General features: G+C 60.5%; 14 protein-coding genes and 1 pseudogene. 9 read left to right on the top strand and 6 right to left on the bottom strand.

The window, feature by feature from the left end:
- Window position 1: 1 nt before the first annotated feature.
- The gene (locus V5279_RS25055) at window positions 2-3322 is read left to right on the top strand and encodes a hypothetical protein (protein WP_338688916.1); all 3321 of its coding nucleotides are present in this window, start codon (window positions 2-4) and stop codon (window positions 3320-3322) included.
- A 985-nt stretch (window positions 3323-4307) separates the two neighbouring features.
- Here the strand turns inward: V5279_RS25055 and V5279_RS25050 are convergent.
- A complete protein-coding gene (locus V5279_RS25050; RefSeq protein WP_338688914.1) occupies window positions 4308-4997 on the bottom strand; it encodes a hypothetical protein in 690 nt (229 codons plus the stop codon).
- Between the two features lie 75 nt (window positions 4998-5072).
- Entirely contained in the window at window positions 5073-5315 is a 243-nt protein-coding gene (locus tag V5279_RS25045; protein WP_338688912.1) for a DUF6471 domain-containing protein, read from the bottom strand.
- A gap of 309 nt (window positions 5316-5624) precedes the next feature.
- On the opposite strand from V5279_RS25045, the gene V5279_RS25040 reads away from it, so the two are divergent.
- Genes V5279_RS25040 through V5279_RS25030 form a run of 3 tightly spaced genes read left to right on the top strand, consistent with a single transcriptional unit; the run spans window position 5625 to window position 7759 of the window.
- A complete protein-coding gene (locus V5279_RS25040) occupies window positions 5625-6308 on the top strand; it encodes a hypothetical protein (RefSeq protein WP_338688909.1) in 684 nt (227 codons plus the stop codon).
- On the top strand, window positions 6309-6782 hold the full coding sequence (locus tag V5279_RS25035; RefSeq protein ID WP_338688907.1) for an HNH endonuclease: 474 nt from the start codon (window positions 6309-6311) through the stop codon (window positions 6780-6782).
- Window positions 6782-7759 (top strand): phage tail protein, encoded by a 978-nt coding sequence (locus V5279_RS25030; RefSeq protein WP_338688905.1) that lies wholly within the window; start codon window positions 6782-6784, stop codon window positions 7757-7759. Before V5279_RS25035 ends, V5279_RS25030 begins: the two co-directional genes overlap by 1 nt.
- Window positions 7760-7770: 11 nt before the next feature.
- Here V5279_RS25030 and V5279_RS25025 read toward each other — a convergent pair whose 3' ends face one another.
- Window positions 7771-9579, bottom strand: a complete 1809-nt coding sequence (locus V5279_RS25025; RefSeq protein WP_338688903.1) for an acyltransferase family protein — start codon at window positions 9577-9579, stop codon at window positions 7771-7773.
- A 499-nt stretch (window positions 9580-10078) separates the two neighbouring features.
- Between V5279_RS25025 and V5279_RS25020 the strand changes: the two genes are divergently transcribed.
- The 5 genes from V5279_RS25020 (at window position 10079) to V5279_RS25000 (ending at window position 13297) form a co-directional block, all read left to right on the top strand.
- Window positions 10079-10333 (top strand): glycoside hydrolase family protein, encoded by a 255-nt coding sequence (locus V5279_RS25020; protein WP_338688901.1) that lies wholly within the window; start codon window positions 10079-10081, stop codon window positions 10331-10333.
- A gap of 3 nt (window positions 10334-10336) precedes the next feature.
- Window positions 10337-10804 carry a hypothetical protein gene (locus V5279_RS25015; RefSeq protein WP_338688899.1) on the top strand — a complete coding sequence of 156 codons (468 nt, stop codon included), beginning with the start codon at window positions 10337-10339 and terminating at the stop codon, window positions 10802-10804.
- Between the two features lie 39 nt (window positions 10805-10843).
- Window positions 10844-10981 (top strand): hypothetical protein, encoded by a 138-nt coding sequence (locus V5279_RS25010; RefSeq protein ID WP_338688897.1) that lies wholly within the window; start codon window positions 10844-10846, stop codon window positions 10979-10981.
- Between the two features lie 30 nt (window positions 10982-11011).
- Window positions 11012-11272 (top strand): hypothetical protein, encoded by a 261-nt coding sequence (locus V5279_RS25005; RefSeq protein ID WP_338688895.1) that lies wholly within the window; start codon window positions 11012-11014, stop codon window positions 11270-11272.
- Between the two features lie 63 nt (window positions 11273-11335).
- Window positions 11336-13297 (top strand): acyltransferase family protein, encoded by a 1962-nt coding sequence (locus V5279_RS25000; protein ID WP_338688893.1) that lies wholly within the window; start codon window positions 11336-11338, stop codon window positions 13295-13297.
- Window positions 13298-13375: 78 nt separating this feature from the next.
- Here the strand turns inward: V5279_RS25000 and V5279_RS24995 are convergent, their stop codons facing one another.
- The 3 genes and pseudogenes from V5279_RS24995 to V5279_RS24985 all read right to left on the bottom strand — a co-directional run bounded on the left by V5279_RS24995 (window position 13376) and on the right by V5279_RS24985 (window position 15478).
- Window positions 13376-14011 carry a hypothetical protein gene (locus V5279_RS24995; RefSeq protein WP_338688891.1) on the bottom strand — a complete coding sequence of 212 codons (636 nt, stop codon included), beginning with the start codon at window positions 14009-14011 and terminating at the stop codon, window positions 13376-13378.
- Between the two features lie 86 nt (window positions 14012-14097).
- A pseudogene (locus V5279_RS24990) lies at window positions 14098-14864 on the bottom strand (IS5 family transposase).
- Window positions 14865-15100: 236 nt separating this feature from the next.
- Window positions 15101-15478 carry a hypothetical protein gene (locus tag V5279_RS24985; RefSeq protein WP_338688889.1) on the bottom strand — a complete coding sequence of 126 codons (378 nt, stop codon included), beginning with the start codon at window positions 15476-15478 and terminating at the stop codon, window positions 15101-15103.
- Between the last annotated feature and the right edge of the window lie 216 nt (window positions 15479-15694).

Here is a 15694-nt window from a genome sequence, read left to right as displayed (position 1 = left end):
AATGGCTGTTCTCACGATCGGCGACAAGTCGGTGACGGTTGGCGATGAGTTCTTAAAGCTCTCGCCGGACCAGCAAAACGCGACCGTCGAGGAAATCGCTTCCTCGATCGGTGCGAAGGCGCCGGCGGCGGCCGAACCGCCGGCGGCTCCGGTCACGCTCAACCACGTTGCGCGCTCGGCGTCGACCGGCGTTCCGATCATCGGTGGCGCGCTGAACAAGCTCGACGCGGCGACGAATGCCGCGCTCGCGCCGCTGCTCAATCGGTTCTTTGATGAAAAGGACCAGCTCCCAGAGGAAACGTTTCGGGAGCGTTACGCACATTCGCTGCGCGACCAGGAGGGTGCGGACAAGAAATTTGCGACCGAACATCCAATCGTTGACACGGCCGCCCAGCTCGCCGGCGGTGTCGCCTCGATGGCGCCGGTCATGGGCGCCGCACCAAAGGCTTTTGGCCTCAGCGGTTCGCTTTGGGAAATGGCAAGGAATGGCGCCATCTCTGGCGCGGCTCTGTCCGGAGCGGATGCTGCGGTACGAGGAGAGGGCATAGCGCCAGCTGCAGGGGTGGGCGGCTTCGTCGGCGGCTCGGCCGGTCCGGTGGGTAAGGGCGTGGGCAAGGTGGTTGCCGCGGTCGCCGATCGCTTCAACCCAGCAGCGGCGACGCCTCGGAACGTCGTCAACGTTGGCGGCGTCGATGTGCCGCTGTCGCAATCCCAAATCACGCAAAACCCCGCGCTCTCGGCGGAAGAACAGGTATTGCTTCGCGGTGGTCGCGGCGAGCCGGCCCAGAGGCGCGCGCAATCGTTCAAGGATCTGCAAGACGAGCGGGTGGGGCAGGCGAGCGACCAAATCGCCGCAGGCCTCGATCCGACCGGCGCCGCGGCGCGCACCACGCCGAACGAGGCCGCGGAGCGGGTAGCGGCCGAATTGATCGCGCAGGAACAGGCGCAGCAGGCGGCGGCGGCTGGCGTTCATGCCGGCCCGATGTCGCCGGCGCAGCAAGCCGCCGATATGGCGCGGTCTCTGGCGCCGGATGGACAGTTGCGTGCGGCCTCGCCGATCGACGCGGGGGAAGTGCTCTCCGATCGCTTTACGGCTGCACGCGACGCGGCAAAGGCGAACTATCGCGGGAAATTTGCGGCGGTCGATGCGGCGCCGGGCGAATTTGCGCCGGGCTCGGCCGGCGGTTTCGGGAACGACGTTCAACAGGGCTTGCGCTCGTCCGCGGTTTCGCTCGATCGGACCAACACGCCGAAGGCGCTGAACGCGCTTCGCGTCATTGATGAGCATTTGAACGGTGTGGCGCCGGGACAGCCTCGCGAATTGCCGGGGGTCTCGCCGACGCACGCGCAAGACGTCGCGGACATTCGCGCGAAGTTCGGCGATGACGTCGCATCGGCTTACGATCGGCAAAAGGCGGCGGCCGCGCCGGCGGCTGCGCCGGCTCCTGCGGCACCGAAGGCGCAAAGCCTGCTCGAATTCATCGCGTCAAAAGGGCGGCCTGATGCTGAGTTGGAGGCGATCGGAGGCCACGGCCACACGGTCAACGTCGAGGGCGTCGGGCGCCGCAAGCTGGTTCGGCAAGGCGGCTGGCCGCTCGATTACGCGCGCGAGGCGGCGGAAGAGGCCGGCTATCTCAGCGGTAACCACAACGGAACATCAACCGTCAGCGATCTGCTCGACGCGATCGACGCGGAAATGCGCGGCCAAAAGCGCTATCCGGCCGGTTTCGAGGGCCACATCAGCAAGCGCGAGGCCGTCGCGCGCTCGGAGCGAGAGCAGCACGAATTTGACGCGCACATGCGCGGGATTGACGATGATCTGAACGCCGCCGGTCATGGCGAATTGGGCGGCGAGGTGAGGCAGCGCGCCGTCAAATTGATGTCTGAGCAGGGCATGGCCGCAGACGACGCGGTAGAGCATGCCTTTCACCAGCTGGAGCAAGAGGACGCTGCGCGCGCTGCGATGCGTCCCGCTGACTTCCCGGGCGATCGGGCGCCGGCCGCGGCCGCGCCGCAAGCCGGCTCGGGCTTCACCATGCGGGATGTCGAGCAGGTCCGAAAGCAGATTTCGACGCTGTACGGCGACGCGCGCCGGGCCATGCTCGGCGGCGGCTCGGGCTCGGATCTTCACGCGCTGGAGCATATCCGCGACCAATTCGAGGCGCGGGTAGAAAAGATGATCGCCGAAGGCAAGTTCTCCGGTGACGGGCCGGCGGTCTTGAAGATGCAGCAAGAGGCGCGCGCGGCATTCGCGGACTACAAGGCGAAATTCGCAAAGCGCGGGCCTGGCGACACGATCGGCGCGGCGGTTGAAAAAATTCTGGGGAAATTCTCCGACACGCGCGCGACGCCTGACGAGGTTGTCAAGCTGGCCTATGGTTCGGCGAGCTCGCCGGGCGGTCAAATGCCGGTACAGATTGCGCAGCGGATCGAGCGCATTTTCGGCCGCAACTCGGAGGAATTCGGCGCCTATAAGCAGGGCCTTTTCGCGCATCTGCGGGCGGGCGAGCCGGAAGCGGCGGCGGAGCGAATTCGGACCTTCCTCGATGGAAAGGGCCGCTTGCTCGCGCAAACGGTGTTGTCGCCCGCGGAACGTGCTTCGCTCGGCCGCTATGCCGACCGGCTCGCTGGCCTCGCGCCGAAACCGGCCGAACCTGGCGCGGTCGCCGCGGCGATCCGCCGCTATGCTGGCGCCGATGGTGCGCCGCCGGCCTCGGCTAACAAGATCGTCAACGATCTGATGGGCGCGACCGGCAAGGGCAACGGCGTCAACGCGCCGCTGATCGCCTCGGCGCTGAAACAGCGGCTTTCGCCGGAAGGGTGGACCTCGCTGCGGCAAGGCGTGTGGGAAAAGCTCACGAATGCCGGCGAGGGGAAAATTCAGTACGAGGCGCAAGCGCTCTCGCAACGGCTGCATGAGTTCTTGAACGGCTCGGGCTCGCAGCTCGCCGGCGTGCTCTATTCCGACCAGGAACGCGCGCTGATGAAACAGCTTGCGGCCGTCTATAAGCAAATGATCCCCGTCAAGGGCACCACGAACCCGTCAGGGACGGCGCCGATGCTGGCGCGGATCGCCAACGGTGCGCGATCGTCGCTGCTGCCGCTGCTCGGCTTCAACACCGCGGGCCTTCCTGGCGCTGCTGTGGCGCTCGGCGTCGACAAGGGCTTGGGAAAGATCGCGAACGCCAACCAGGCGCGCAAGGCGACGGATTTGTTTTTCGGCGAGCAGCCGCGGCGCGCGGTTGATCCGCGGTTTGCGCAGCGTGCAGGGCTTCTGTCTCAGGGCTCCTTGCCGGCGATCAATCAAGGGCGCTCGCGGTGATCGTACAAATAGGCAGCACCCAACAACACAGCGAGCGCTGCGAATATGCCTACGGTTCCGAAGTTGTCGACGATACCGTGGGCCACGAACCGGACGCCGGCCATTACGATTGCAAAGACGACGATGCAAACCAAAATCATAGGGCGGGGCATAGTCGGGATCATGCCATGCCTTGCGCAACTGTCTATCCACGGCAGCGCTACGCTACTTGGCATCCAGAGAATTTGTGCGGGCGGGCCCGTTTTCCACGTCCAATGTGCGTGGTTGGCGAATAGGCCGGAGTTCTGGTGGTCGCTATACAGCGCGGGTAGTTAACAAGATCAGCTAGTAAAAAGGGGCCGCGTCACGCGAATGGCCCCCCGCCGAAAAATTCTGAATAGCGAACTTAATAAAACTAGCCCCGGCGGTTTAAGCCCATCGCATTTCGCACCCACAGTAGATTCCGTAAAAACATAGTGTCCTAATTTGAATTTTTGAGCCTTGTTAGGGTACGATATTGCCCGGGCCCGGTCCTCTGGAACAGCTCTGTCGTTTTGCTTGGGTTGCCCACCGCGTGCTTCGACAGAAAATTGGAATAGGTCCGCTCCGCCCAACCGGGACACGCGCGCTTCACATCTTCGGGGCCGAACGGCTCTTTTAGCTTTCGGCCCCTTACCGCTGCATAAATCTGAGTGGCGAAGTCTTTCATTCGGCTGTCCTCTCCACGAATTCCTCAAGCGACCAAAGCCGAGCCGCATAGCGCGGTGCGGGCAGCGATTGTGGCAGAATCTACGAAAGAATGAGTCGATACATCCCTTTACTGTTCGCGCTGCTGTTATCTGGCTGTTACTCGGACCAGAAGCAGCACCTAGCTTCGTGCCAGTTGCAAGCCAAGCAACACGCTAAAGCCGACGAAGACCCTCAAATCCAAGAAGTGGGAGCAAGGGAATTTGTTGAACTAGGGCTTCCAAAATTGACCTCGCGCCTGATCGGCTTCGGCCGCTGTCTATCTGATTGTCGGAACCGGCTTTATTCCGACTAAAATATCGGCAATAGGCGCTTCTGCGACGGGGGTGGGAGAGGTTGACACCGAGGGACCGTTGCCAAGTGGTGTCCCTGATGGCGCTATGGCAAGCCCTGTTGAGGTCAATCCATTCCGGATTTCGCTGACTGTTTGTGTGTCGCTTCCCGTTACGTGCACGCCGAGAGCAAAAGAGCCCATGGGCATTACCGTTGCTAGGCGGTTATCTATGCCAACCCCCGCGCTCTTTAATGCGGCCATGATTTGAGATGCCAATCCGGCTCCTTCTCCATCTAAAGAATATGAGGTTACGGATACTCTTTTCCCGGCCAATGATCGCCAAGCCGCCGCAAGTGTCTGCTGCTGCGCCACGCCGAGACTTCTGGGGGCGACAATGGCCTCAAGTTTAAGTCTCTCTAACCGTTCCAATTCAGCCTTGCGGTAAGCTTCTGCAGCAGAGGCCTTTGCTTGCTCAGTCTGCTTGGCCGATTCAGCAATTTCCTTTGATGTTTGTAGTTTATATTCTTGGAGTTCTGTTTCCGATCTCGCGAGTTCAACTCTTTGTAGTCGAACAACCGCCCAAGTAGCGACGCCTGCTACTAGCGCAAAAAGTCCAGCAATGATTAGGAACACCACCATGGCATTTTCCCAGCCATGGAGTGACAGTCCGAGCATTCGCTTCTCATCCTTCGATGCCATCGCGACCAGCGCCGTTGCTTCCGATTTGATTGTTAGACGCCACAACGAGAGCTAAATCTCCTCCAACACTACCTGTTCGAGTTCTAGAGCGGCAATACACGCAAGAAAGAATATTGCGGAAAACGATCCCCGTTTAAGCTTCATCGTGATCCCGGCCTCGGTCTCGTCTTTGAGGCCGTGCTTTTTCAGCCGCTTCACTAAGTCAGCATAGGTCACATCGGCTTTCTTCATTTTCGCCTTGAGGAAGGCGCTGGCGCGCTGGCCCCATTCCTCTTCCGCTTTGGGCAGGACCATTGCATCTCCTATCGAATCTGTGGCCTATCATATTTGTTAGGCTGTCTTGATTTCAGGTCAAATCAATCATATCCGTTAGCTATCATTTTCGATAGAAAATGGCAATGCGCGCGGCACCCTCTATAGGCGGGCGCTGGACGTGCTCGGGACGGCCACGGAGCCGATGACCACCACGGAGCTAGCCTAGGCGGTTCTCGCCGCCCATGGCGTGCAGGACGCCTCTGGCGATGATGTGAAGGGCATCGCGCTGGGTAGCTAGAACGACTTGCATATCACAAACGGTTAGCGCGCTCGGGCGACAACGAGCCTATGGCCCTCGCTGATCAAATCGTTCAGGTGGAGAGCGGCGGCAAAGCGGACGCCAAGAACCCCAATTCGTCGGCCTTGGGCCCCGGTCAATTTATTGACGATACCTGGTTGGCGATGCTGGCAAAGCATCGGCCGGATATCGCAGGCTCGCGAGACGAGCTTTTGGCGATGAAGTCTGACCCAGCGCTCTCCCGGGAAATGACCGCCGCCTATGCCGCCGATAACGCCGGCGTTTTGAGCCGGGCCGGGCTCCCTCTGACCCCTGGCACGCAATACTTGGCGCACTTCGCGGGCCCCGGCGGTGCGGTCGGGATCCTCAACGCAGACCCATCAACGCCGGCCGGCGCGGTTCTCGGCGCCAAGGCAGTCATGTCAAATCCGTTTCTCGCTGGCATGTCGGCCGGCGATCTCGCCGCTTGGGCGGATCGGAAGATGGGCGGGAAGGGTGCGGCGCCTATGTCGATGGCCGGGTCTGTCCCGGCCGCGGCGCCCAGTTCGGCGCCCGCGGCTGTCCCTGCTGGCGCTGCGCCGGCCGCGCCGGCGGTCCAAATCACCGGATCGGGCGCCAGCGCGCCGGTGATGAAATTCGCGCAGCTGGCGGCGGTGCCGCAATTTACGAACCTCTTGCCGGCTCGGCCTAATCCTTTGGGGATCAAACTCGCACCGTTTTCCCTGAGAGGCTGAATGCTCACGGGTTCAAGACTTGAGCGGCTGCTCAAGTACGATCCAGAGACCGGAATTTTCAATTGGCGTCGCTATCGCAAGGGCGTCGCCGGCTGGGATAACGGAAACCGCTACGTACAAATCACGGTTGATCAAAAGCACTACCTTGCTCACCGCCTCGCCTGGCTGTGGATGACCGGAAGGTGGCCAGAGCATGAAATCGATCACATCGATGGCAACTCATCGAACAACGCTTTCCGCAATTTGCGTTGCGCGACGTCCACTCAGAACAAGGCGAACACAGGCGCTCGCTCGCGCAGCCTAAGTGGGCTGAAGGGAGCTAGCTGGCACAAGTCCAGCCGCAAATGGCGGTCGCGCATCAGGATTGGCGATCGAGAGATTTTCTTGGGGATGTTCAATACGGCCGAGGAGGCGGGGGCCGCCTATTTTGCGGCGGCAAAAACACATTTTGGCGAATTTGCGAGGGCATCGTAATGAGTTTCTGGAAGTGGAGCCGAGTGGCTGCGAGCAATGCGACGGCGGACCCGAGTTGCAGTTTTCCGGAAGGGATGGCGCCGAGCGCTTTGAACGATGGCGCTCGCGGCCAAATGGCCGCGCTTGCCAAGTACCGCGACGACATTTCCGGCGCGATCGTCACCACGGGTACGTCGACGGCATATGCGGTCGCCAGCAATCAGGGCTTTGACAGTCTCACGCATCTTGGGGGCGCGATGATTGCCTTTTCGCCGCACGCTGCCAACGCGGGACCTTGCACGCTCAACGTGGATGGATTGGGCGCCGTGGCGTTGCGTTCGGCTCCTGGCGTCGACATTGCCGCCGGCACCATTCTCCAAGGGACGCCGTATCTGGCTATCTACAACAGCACGGACAATGCCTTCTATTTGCATGGTTTCTTTGGCAACCCGTACAACGTGCCGATCGGCGGTTGTCTGATCTTTTGGGGATCGGTCGCGCCGAACAGTTCGTTTGTGTTCTGCAACGGCTCACAAGCCCCTAGCCGCACGGCCTATTCCAAGCTGTTTTCGATTATCGGCACGACTTACGGGGTTGGTGACGGTAGCACGACATTCGGCTTACCCAACTGCACGGGGCGCGTGCCCGCCGGTGCCGATCCCGGCGGCCTCAACCTATCGGGCGCGGTGTTTAACTTCCTGACGCCTGGCGGCGTCGGCGGTGTCGAGAGTGTTACGCTCAGTCCATCTCAAATCCCGTCCCACACGCACAACAACACTCTGACCGATCCGGGGCACGTCCACGGCGGCGTGGTCAAGGGCAGCAACGCTTATAACTCGCCCGGTGGCGCTACCGTCGTAGTGCAAAGCCTCACCGCCGGCGCTACTGACAGCGCGACGACCGGCATTACACTGACCAATGCTGCAACCGGCGGTGGCGGCTCTCACATCAACGTGCAGCCGACGATCCTCTGCAACTACATCATGAGGATCATTTGACGCGACGCTAATCACTCTATGCCGAGCTGGCCAGCGATCCGACGAACCAAATATTCGGATCCTGGGGACGTAAGATGTACGGTGTCGCGCGCCGTCAGTGAATCGCCAAGACGGGTCAAGCATCCGTCAGTTTGGCATAGGGCGTTTCTTGCAGAGATATACTCAACCCCGAGCGCGGCTGCGATACCCTCGATTATCTTGTCATCTCTGCTCCCATTGACGAATTGTGACGTCCGCTCGGGTAACACCGAATCGTACCTCCGATAGTATGCGACAGCGATATCGGGAAGGCCGCCGCGCCAAACTGGGACGGGTCCGATCATTATGATGCGAGGAACGCCAGCTGCACGTAGAGCGTCGATCGTCGGCTTGGTTGTGGTGGCACTGTCACCTGCGTCCCAGATTGCGTGCAGTATTACAATGTCAGGCTTGATCTCGGACACGCGACGCACGATCTCTGCGTTTTTTTCGAGGCAATAGCGGCTCGCTGAATGAGCTGGAAGCAGGAGTGGTGAGCACGAACTAACGGAATACTGCGCGATCCCAAATGCATGGTTCTGTTGTAGCTTTGCGAGACCTGGGATGAGGGCGGAGGCAGTCGAGTCTCCCCAAATGGCGATCAAGGGACGCTTGGTCTCCGAACAATTCCGGAAATCTCCGTCCTCGCCATCAAGTAGGAGGCATTCGTGCACACGCCATGAGGTGACGCCATCTGGGGTATTGATCATTGCTTGGAGCGGGCCGGGAAGGTCGGGCACCTTAACGAACGTCGCATATAGACCAAACAGCCCGACTGCTGCCATCGCGGCTCCGATCGGGAAAACCCTGGACTGGCGGCGCAATGGTCGCTCCACCGCAAAATAGGTCAACACCGAGAGGGCGGACGCCAGCGCAACGGCTGCAAGCCCGAGAGTATCGTTGAGAGGACGAAACAGATAGATTTGGAGGAATACCAAGACCGGCCAATGCCAAAGGTACAGGGAATAGCTGATCAGCCCGACGCCGACGAACGGCTTGAGTGTCAAAATGCGATTTACAATTGCCCCTTCTGACATGATGAGAAGAGAGGCGCCCGCGACTGGAAGCGCTGCCGCCCAGCCAGGGAACGTCATTTTTGCGTCGAATAGGAAAAACGAGACCTCTATCGCGACAATCCCGATGATCGCTGCCCCCTCCCGTACTGCTCTCGACTGCGAGGGAAGGAATGTTAGGAGGGCGCCGGCCATCAACTCCCACGCGCGCGTGAACGGCAGGAAGAATGCTGACGCCGGATGGTCACTGGCCAAGGCAACATTTAGAGAGAATGACGCCACTAAGCCGATGCCCGCTGCGATCGGCATCCAGCGGCGGGGTAGCGCACACAAAATCAACGGCCACGCCAGGTAAAACTGCTCCTCAATGCCGAGCGACCAAAGATGCAAAAGCGGCTTTAGATGTGCGCCGATGTCGAAATAGCTGACCTCGGACAGCAACATCAGGTTGGCCGAGAATAGGGAACTTGCGACGGCGTTCTTCCCGAGAGAATGCAGCTCGTTTGGCAACAGGAGATGCACCCCTACGAACATGGTTGCGGCCAAAACGACGATCAGGGCCGGAAAAATTCGCCGTATGCGCCTTTCATAAAACGTCGCAAGGCTGAATGTCTTGTCGTGCAAGTCGGACGTCACGATGCCGGTGATAAGATATCCCGAGATCACAAAGAAGATGTCGACGCCGACGAAGCCGCCGGGAAGCGTTCCGGGAAATGCGTGGAACAGAATTACTGCGGAAACCGCAACGGCCCTCAAGCCGTCGATGTCAGGTCGGTATGCCGCTTTCATGGCAATCCTATAGCACGACCGTAGGATAATCGCGCAAGCGCGCAGAACCTGAAGCAATTGGCGCCAAAGCATCTACTAACTGCGCCGCCGTCGAGAACGCAATTCCGCTCGGGAACGGGTAACATGTGAAGCTCGTCAGCGACATCAACGCATATCGGCGGCGGCACGGTCGGCGCATTGCGATTGAACAGGCCGTGTTCTGGAGCGCCGTGGGCGGCCTCCCGCTGGTCGGCCGCACCTTTCCGACGCTCTCCCAACTGGAACGTATGTCGTCGGCGGCGTCCTGCTGTCCGTCGCTAACGGGTTGCGCATGGCCGAATAATGGCTGTTGCGCGAAAGCATGTCGGATTGTCTGTCGCCGGCGCCGCGCTCGCCGGCGTCCTGGTCTCCCATTGGGAGGGCATGAACCTTGTGTCCGAACATCTCCCGTTCGATCCGCCGGGCGTCTTCACCGTCTGCGGCGGGATCACACGTCGCCGAGCGCTACGCTGACTAGGTGGTGGTTTGCGTCCCGTCGCTGCCGACCATGCCGCCGCACCGTCAGGCGGCTATCGCCTCGTTTGCGGTCAACCTCGGGCCTGAAAAGGTCTGCGGAACGTCCATCGCTCGGGATCTCAACGCCGGCCGCGTCTCGGACGCCTGCAACGCAATGGTGAAGTACGTCAACGCCAACGGCAAATTCCTTCAGGGCCTCTGCAACCGCCGGACCGATGCCATGTGGGGCGAACGTCCCTGGTGTCTCCGGGAGGATTGATCCGTGCTCGGCGATCTCTTTGAGAACGTTGCAACGTCATATTTCGCGCTCGGGCTCGACGGCCTCGTTTTCGTCGTCGGCCATTTCCCGCTGTTGCGGTATTCCGCGCAGCTCGCGCCCTACGTTAAGGTTGCCCGGCTGGTGTCCGTCCTGGTCGCCGCGCTCCTGTTCTTCATGATCGGCTTTCGCGTCTCGGATGAGCGCGAAGAGGCTAAAAGCCTGCGGGCAACGATCGCGGCGCAGCATCTCGACTTGGAAAATTCACGGAAATCACGCGCCAATGAGGCTGAGCGCGCAAACGCAATCGCCGAAGGGGCACAGGCGCAACATGAGGGCGACGTTCAATACATCCGCCGGCTTGAGGGTAAGCCTGCTTGCGAGTTTGATCCTTTTGACGGCGTGCGCAACGGCTCGCCGGGAGGATCCGCCGCCGCCGGAAGTGGCGCGCCAACTTCCGCCGGCGCCCGATAAGCTCGCGAAGGCGCCGGCCGTGCCGTATCTCGACACGCAATGTCATTTCCCCTGGTTCAAGGTGCCGGGCTGCAAGGGCAGCGCCTGACGGTCTCCGATGACCTAGAAGTGCGCGCGCGGCTCGGCGAGATGCCCGGCTGGTACGATGGCGTGCGCAAGAGCTACGGGGCGCGCTGATGACAACCGCGCACACCGAACTTGAGGAAGATGGCGGCGAAAGAGGCCGTTTCAGAAACGTTTCTCTCGCTCGGGATGGACGTTTCAAACCCGGCATCGGTGATCTCGATGCAGGGGCAGTTTTCTTTCCTCCGGAACATGCATCACGCAGCGCGCCATCTGCGCAACGTCATCATTACCGGCGTGGTCGGCGCGGCCGTGAGCGGGGCTGTGTGGGCGTTCTGGACGGGCTTCAAGGCGATCGCGGCGACGCCGGCCGCCATAAGCGGGGGGCAGGGAACCTCGAAATAACTGGGGTCATACAAACGGAGCAGTAGCGGAGCGTGCGGATTGCCATTAGAACACGCTCCAAGAATGTTTCCGAATGCAACAACGTACCGTGCAGACATAGACGGACTGCGCGCATTCGCCGTGCTCTCTGTAGTGCTCTATCACGCCTTTCCGCCCGCGGCGCCAGGCGGGTTCGTCGGCGTTGATGTGTTTTTCGTTATTTCCGGGTTCCTCATATCGTCGATACTCGTCGATGATCTGAATGAGCATCGGTTTTCGTTTGTCGGTTTCTATAGCCGGCGCGCGCGCCGAATTTTCCCGGCCTTAACCGTCTGCTTGGCGGCCAGCCTGGCCTATGGGTTCGTTGCGCTCACTCCGTCCGAGTTGGCGCAGCTCGGCAAGCATGTGTTTTTCGGAGCCGGCTTTCTCTCCAATATCGCCCTGTGGTCAGAGGCCGGTTACTTCGATACCGCCGCTTCCTACAAGCCGCTTTTGCATCTGTGGTCGCTCGGGATTGAGGAACAATTTTACATTTTGTGGCCGGTCCTCCTGTGGGGCGCATTTCGGCTGAAAGCGAACCTTCGGTGGCTGCTGGTCGTGCTGTTAATTGTCTCGTTTGGGGCTAATGTTGCGCTGTCGATCGCCGACCTTTCGAATGACTTCTACCTTCCAATTTCTCGGTTTTGGGAACTGCTCGTCGGCGGCGCCTTGGCGCTGTTCGGTCGCCGCGTCGCTGCCGGCGCGCAGCTTCGATCGGCGGCCTCGATTGCGGGCGCCGGCGCACTGCTATCCTCCGTGGCGCTGTTCACGCCTGAATTGCGGTACCCCGGATGGTTTGCCTTGCTCCCTGTCGCCGGTGCTGCCGCGATGATCCTTGCTGGGCCCGACGCGCCGATTAATCGAGCTGTGCTTTCCAGTCGGGCATGCGTCGCAGTTGGGCTAATCAGCTACCCGCTTTATATTTGGCATTGGCCGTTGATCTCTTACGCCTACGTCATACGCCTCGGAAAGCCACCTACGCCCTTGCTCGCTCTAGCGCTTGTTTCGGCCAGCTTCCTGCTGGCGTGGATCACATATCGCTTTGTTGAGCTTCCCGTGCGGTTCGGCGCCACGCGCCGGCGCAATACGGTGTTGGTCTGCGCCTGCCTGGCGACGGTCGGGATATTCGGCGCGATCGTGTGGGCAGGCGGTGGGTTTCCAGAGCGTTTCCCGCGTCTATCCGGTGTCGACATTCAGAAGGTCGGAGCGGCGAGGCTTGACGCTGATTTCAAGCCGACCGCCGACATGGAAGTGTCGGAGCACGATTGGACCTTGGTCGCCCGATTGGGAGCCCGTGAGCGGAAGATTGCATTGAGCGGCGATAGTCTGCTGTTCCATTACGGGCCGCGCGCCCAACAGCTATTCGAGGACAGCCGCTTGGCGGTGAGCGCCTTTTTTGTGACGGGGCCGCGCTGTCCGCCGGTGCCCGGGGTGGTGCAAGAGGACAAATTTTCAGCATGCAGCGACTTGACGGCCAAGCTGCTTGAGGTCGTGCGTCGCGAAAAGGTGCGTTCGGTCGTGTTGGGAGCCGCATGGTCTGGCTACAGCGCTGAGGGAATGAGCATCAAGCGTGACGGGACGCGCTTCTCATTGACCACTGGCGAGGGGCAGGACGCCTTTTACGCCAGTCTTGAGGAGTTCGTGCGCGAGCTACAGTCCGAAGGGGCCGCGATTTACCTGGTGCTCGGCCTCCCTACTCATGAGGCCTTCGCGCCGCGGAACATGGTCGCGCGCGGCATCACGGGCTTTCGGATCGCGCCAAACGTCGACGCCACTATTCCCGTGTCTGATCTGAAGGGCGTTCTAGCCAAGTCAGACGCGCGGCTTCGGGCGATCGGTTCGCGCACCGGGGCCGCCTTGCTCGATCCGTTCCCTGATATCTGCGGCGCCGGTGCGGCTTGCTCTCCGTTTTTTGGGGCGGGGGAGCCGAAATATTCCGACCAATCACATTTGCGGCCGGCCTTCGTGCGCGAGAATTTGCATTTCCTCGACCGTCTTTTGGAATGACCGTTCACCGCAGCATCACCCAGGCCGCGGCGACGATCAGCCAGAACGCGCAGGCGCCTAAGATGAACTGCGGGCGTCTCATCTAAGGTGATATTTTCTGCCGTTGGTATTCGGGTCGGTATTGTCGCTTGTCGAAAACATCAGGGCAGGGCCGAAGTAATTCGAAAGATCCCGATAAAGCCAAAAGCGGCCTTCGCCTTTTTCGATGATCTCCTGCTGTGGGGTATTTGACGGGCCGAGCAGCCTATCGTCTTCGTAGAGCTTGGCATTCTCAAGCGGCACGTCGAAATATTTGACAGGCAGTAGATATGCATGTCCTTGATAGTGCAGCATTGCGCGACGGAGAAGATATCGATCGGTCGGGCTTGGAGGAATGAGGTAAAGGAAACCACTCGACGCCAAAGCAAACAGCGTCGATCCGATCACGACACGACTGCTGGCAGATATTTTAAACCCCAACTTTTTCGGGCTCTTTGTTGCGGGGCTCTGGATCGGGTCCCCTGACCCCATATAGCCGGTATGTCTCGTCGCCCTTAGTCCGGAATTCTTCTCGGCACGGGCATAGCTCTGCATGATGTCGTTCGGGTCCATCTTCTCGCCGGACGGCCGGTAATAGAGATAGACCTTGATCGAGCCATCGGCGAGCTTCGCCTTCACCCGGTGGGCGTCGGGCAGCTCGTCTATGAGCTGCTTAGGTGGTTTCGCGCGCGGCATGTTCCGCTTTCCATCGCTGCCACGCTGAGAGTTCGGGCGCCGATGTTGTTACAATGCCGCTGGCGCGGTCTAGGTGGTGTGGACACTTATCGCATCCATAAGACGATGGCTGCGAGAGTGACGACGGCCAGGTAATTTCGGGCGGTCTTTTCGAAGCGGGTTGCAACGCGGCGGAACTGCTTGAGCTTTGAGAAGCAGCATTCGACGAGATGACGCTGGGCATAGAAATGCTTGTCGAGTGGATATTTGAGCGCACGTGACGGGTTGTTGGGGATCACGGCGAGCGCGCCTTTGGCGGCGATGGCTTGGCGCAAGTGATCGGCGTCATAGGCCGTATCGGCCATGATGACCTCGGCGGATAAGCCTTCGATCAATGCGGCGGCTTGCGGTGCATCGCCCTTCTGACCTGCGGTGAGCTTGAACCGCACCGGACATCCCAAGCCTCGAACGGCCATATGTATCTTGGTGCTCAGGCCGCCGCGCGAGCGGCCGATCGCTTGATCTTCCGCTTGATCTTCAGACCCCCCTTTTTGGCGCCGGCGGCGTGCTGATGCGCCCGAACGATGGTGGAATCGACGATCAGATATTCGAAGTCCGGATCATCGGACATCGCCTCGAAGATCCGCCACCAAACACCCTTGATGCTCCATCGACTGAAGCGCCGGAACACGCTGTTCCAGTCCCCAAACACCTCCGGAAGATCGCGCCAGGGAGACCCCGTACGCACGATCCACAGCACACCTTCCACGAACATCCGGTTGTCGCGCCCGGTGGAGCCCTTCTGATCGGGGCGCCCTATGATCAGCGGAGCTATCCGCTCCCACGCCGCGTCGCTCAATACCAAACGGTCCATCACACCCAAGGCGGCCTCCCCAAAAGCAGCCTTGAATCTGATTTGCTCCTAAAAGGGAATCCTTAGAGTCCACACCACCTAGAGCTGCATCTACTGCCTTGCGGTCCCACTTCGTGGTGCCTGGGTGGGGCCGGGGACAATGCCCTTTGCGCGCCATTGGTCGAATGCGGCGAGGGTTTTGCAGCCGCAGTATTCAGCGGCTTCGCTCTTGGAGAGAACACGGGGAAGGATAAGCGTCATTCGCTGGATTGGGTGCTGCGGGGCTGAAGTTTGATTTTCCGGGGCCTGATCCGGGGGGCGGAGTTCTTCATCCGTTGGATGGTTGCTCTCAGCGCGGCGCACGCGGCTTCGCGTTCAGCCGCCGACGGCGAGCGCGCGGCCGGCGCCTCAGGGTTGGCGCGGCATTTTCTTTCTTGCATCTCCCGGACAAAACGCAACGTCGTGAAGTCTTGGCGGCCGACCCGGAAGATAGTGAGCATCCCGCGGGCGTGCTCGGCGCGCAGGCTGACTTCGGTGATGATGCCACGAAAATAGAGGTCGCAAGCCTCTTGGAGAGTAATCGGCGTTTCTTCGGTCAACTCGGGCCGAACGAAGCGGGACGGTCTGTCACTCATGACTGCTTCGATTGGCTCTTCAGGGCTTGCTCTACAAGCCGGCGAATGGCCTCGGGGCGGCCGGGAAGGTCATCTTGTACTCGCCGCCAGTTGTCGAGCGCCTTTAGTGCATCGGTCGTCATGCGCACGGTTACCGGCTCGCTCTCGATCGGAGGGCGGCCTCGTGATTTTTTAATGTTATTTATTGTTGATGTCATGAATTTATGATGGCATAAA

Source organism: Bradyrhizobium sp. 26S5 (genome assembly GCF_036923295.1).
In the GTDB taxonomy this organism is placed as follows: Bacteria; Pseudomonadota; Alphaproteobacteria; order Rhizobiales; family Xanthobacteraceae; genus Bradyrhizobium; species Bradyrhizobium septentrionale.
The sequence above is the reverse complement of the archived record's forward strand: the minus strand, read 5'-3'. Positions and strand labels throughout refer to the sequence as shown.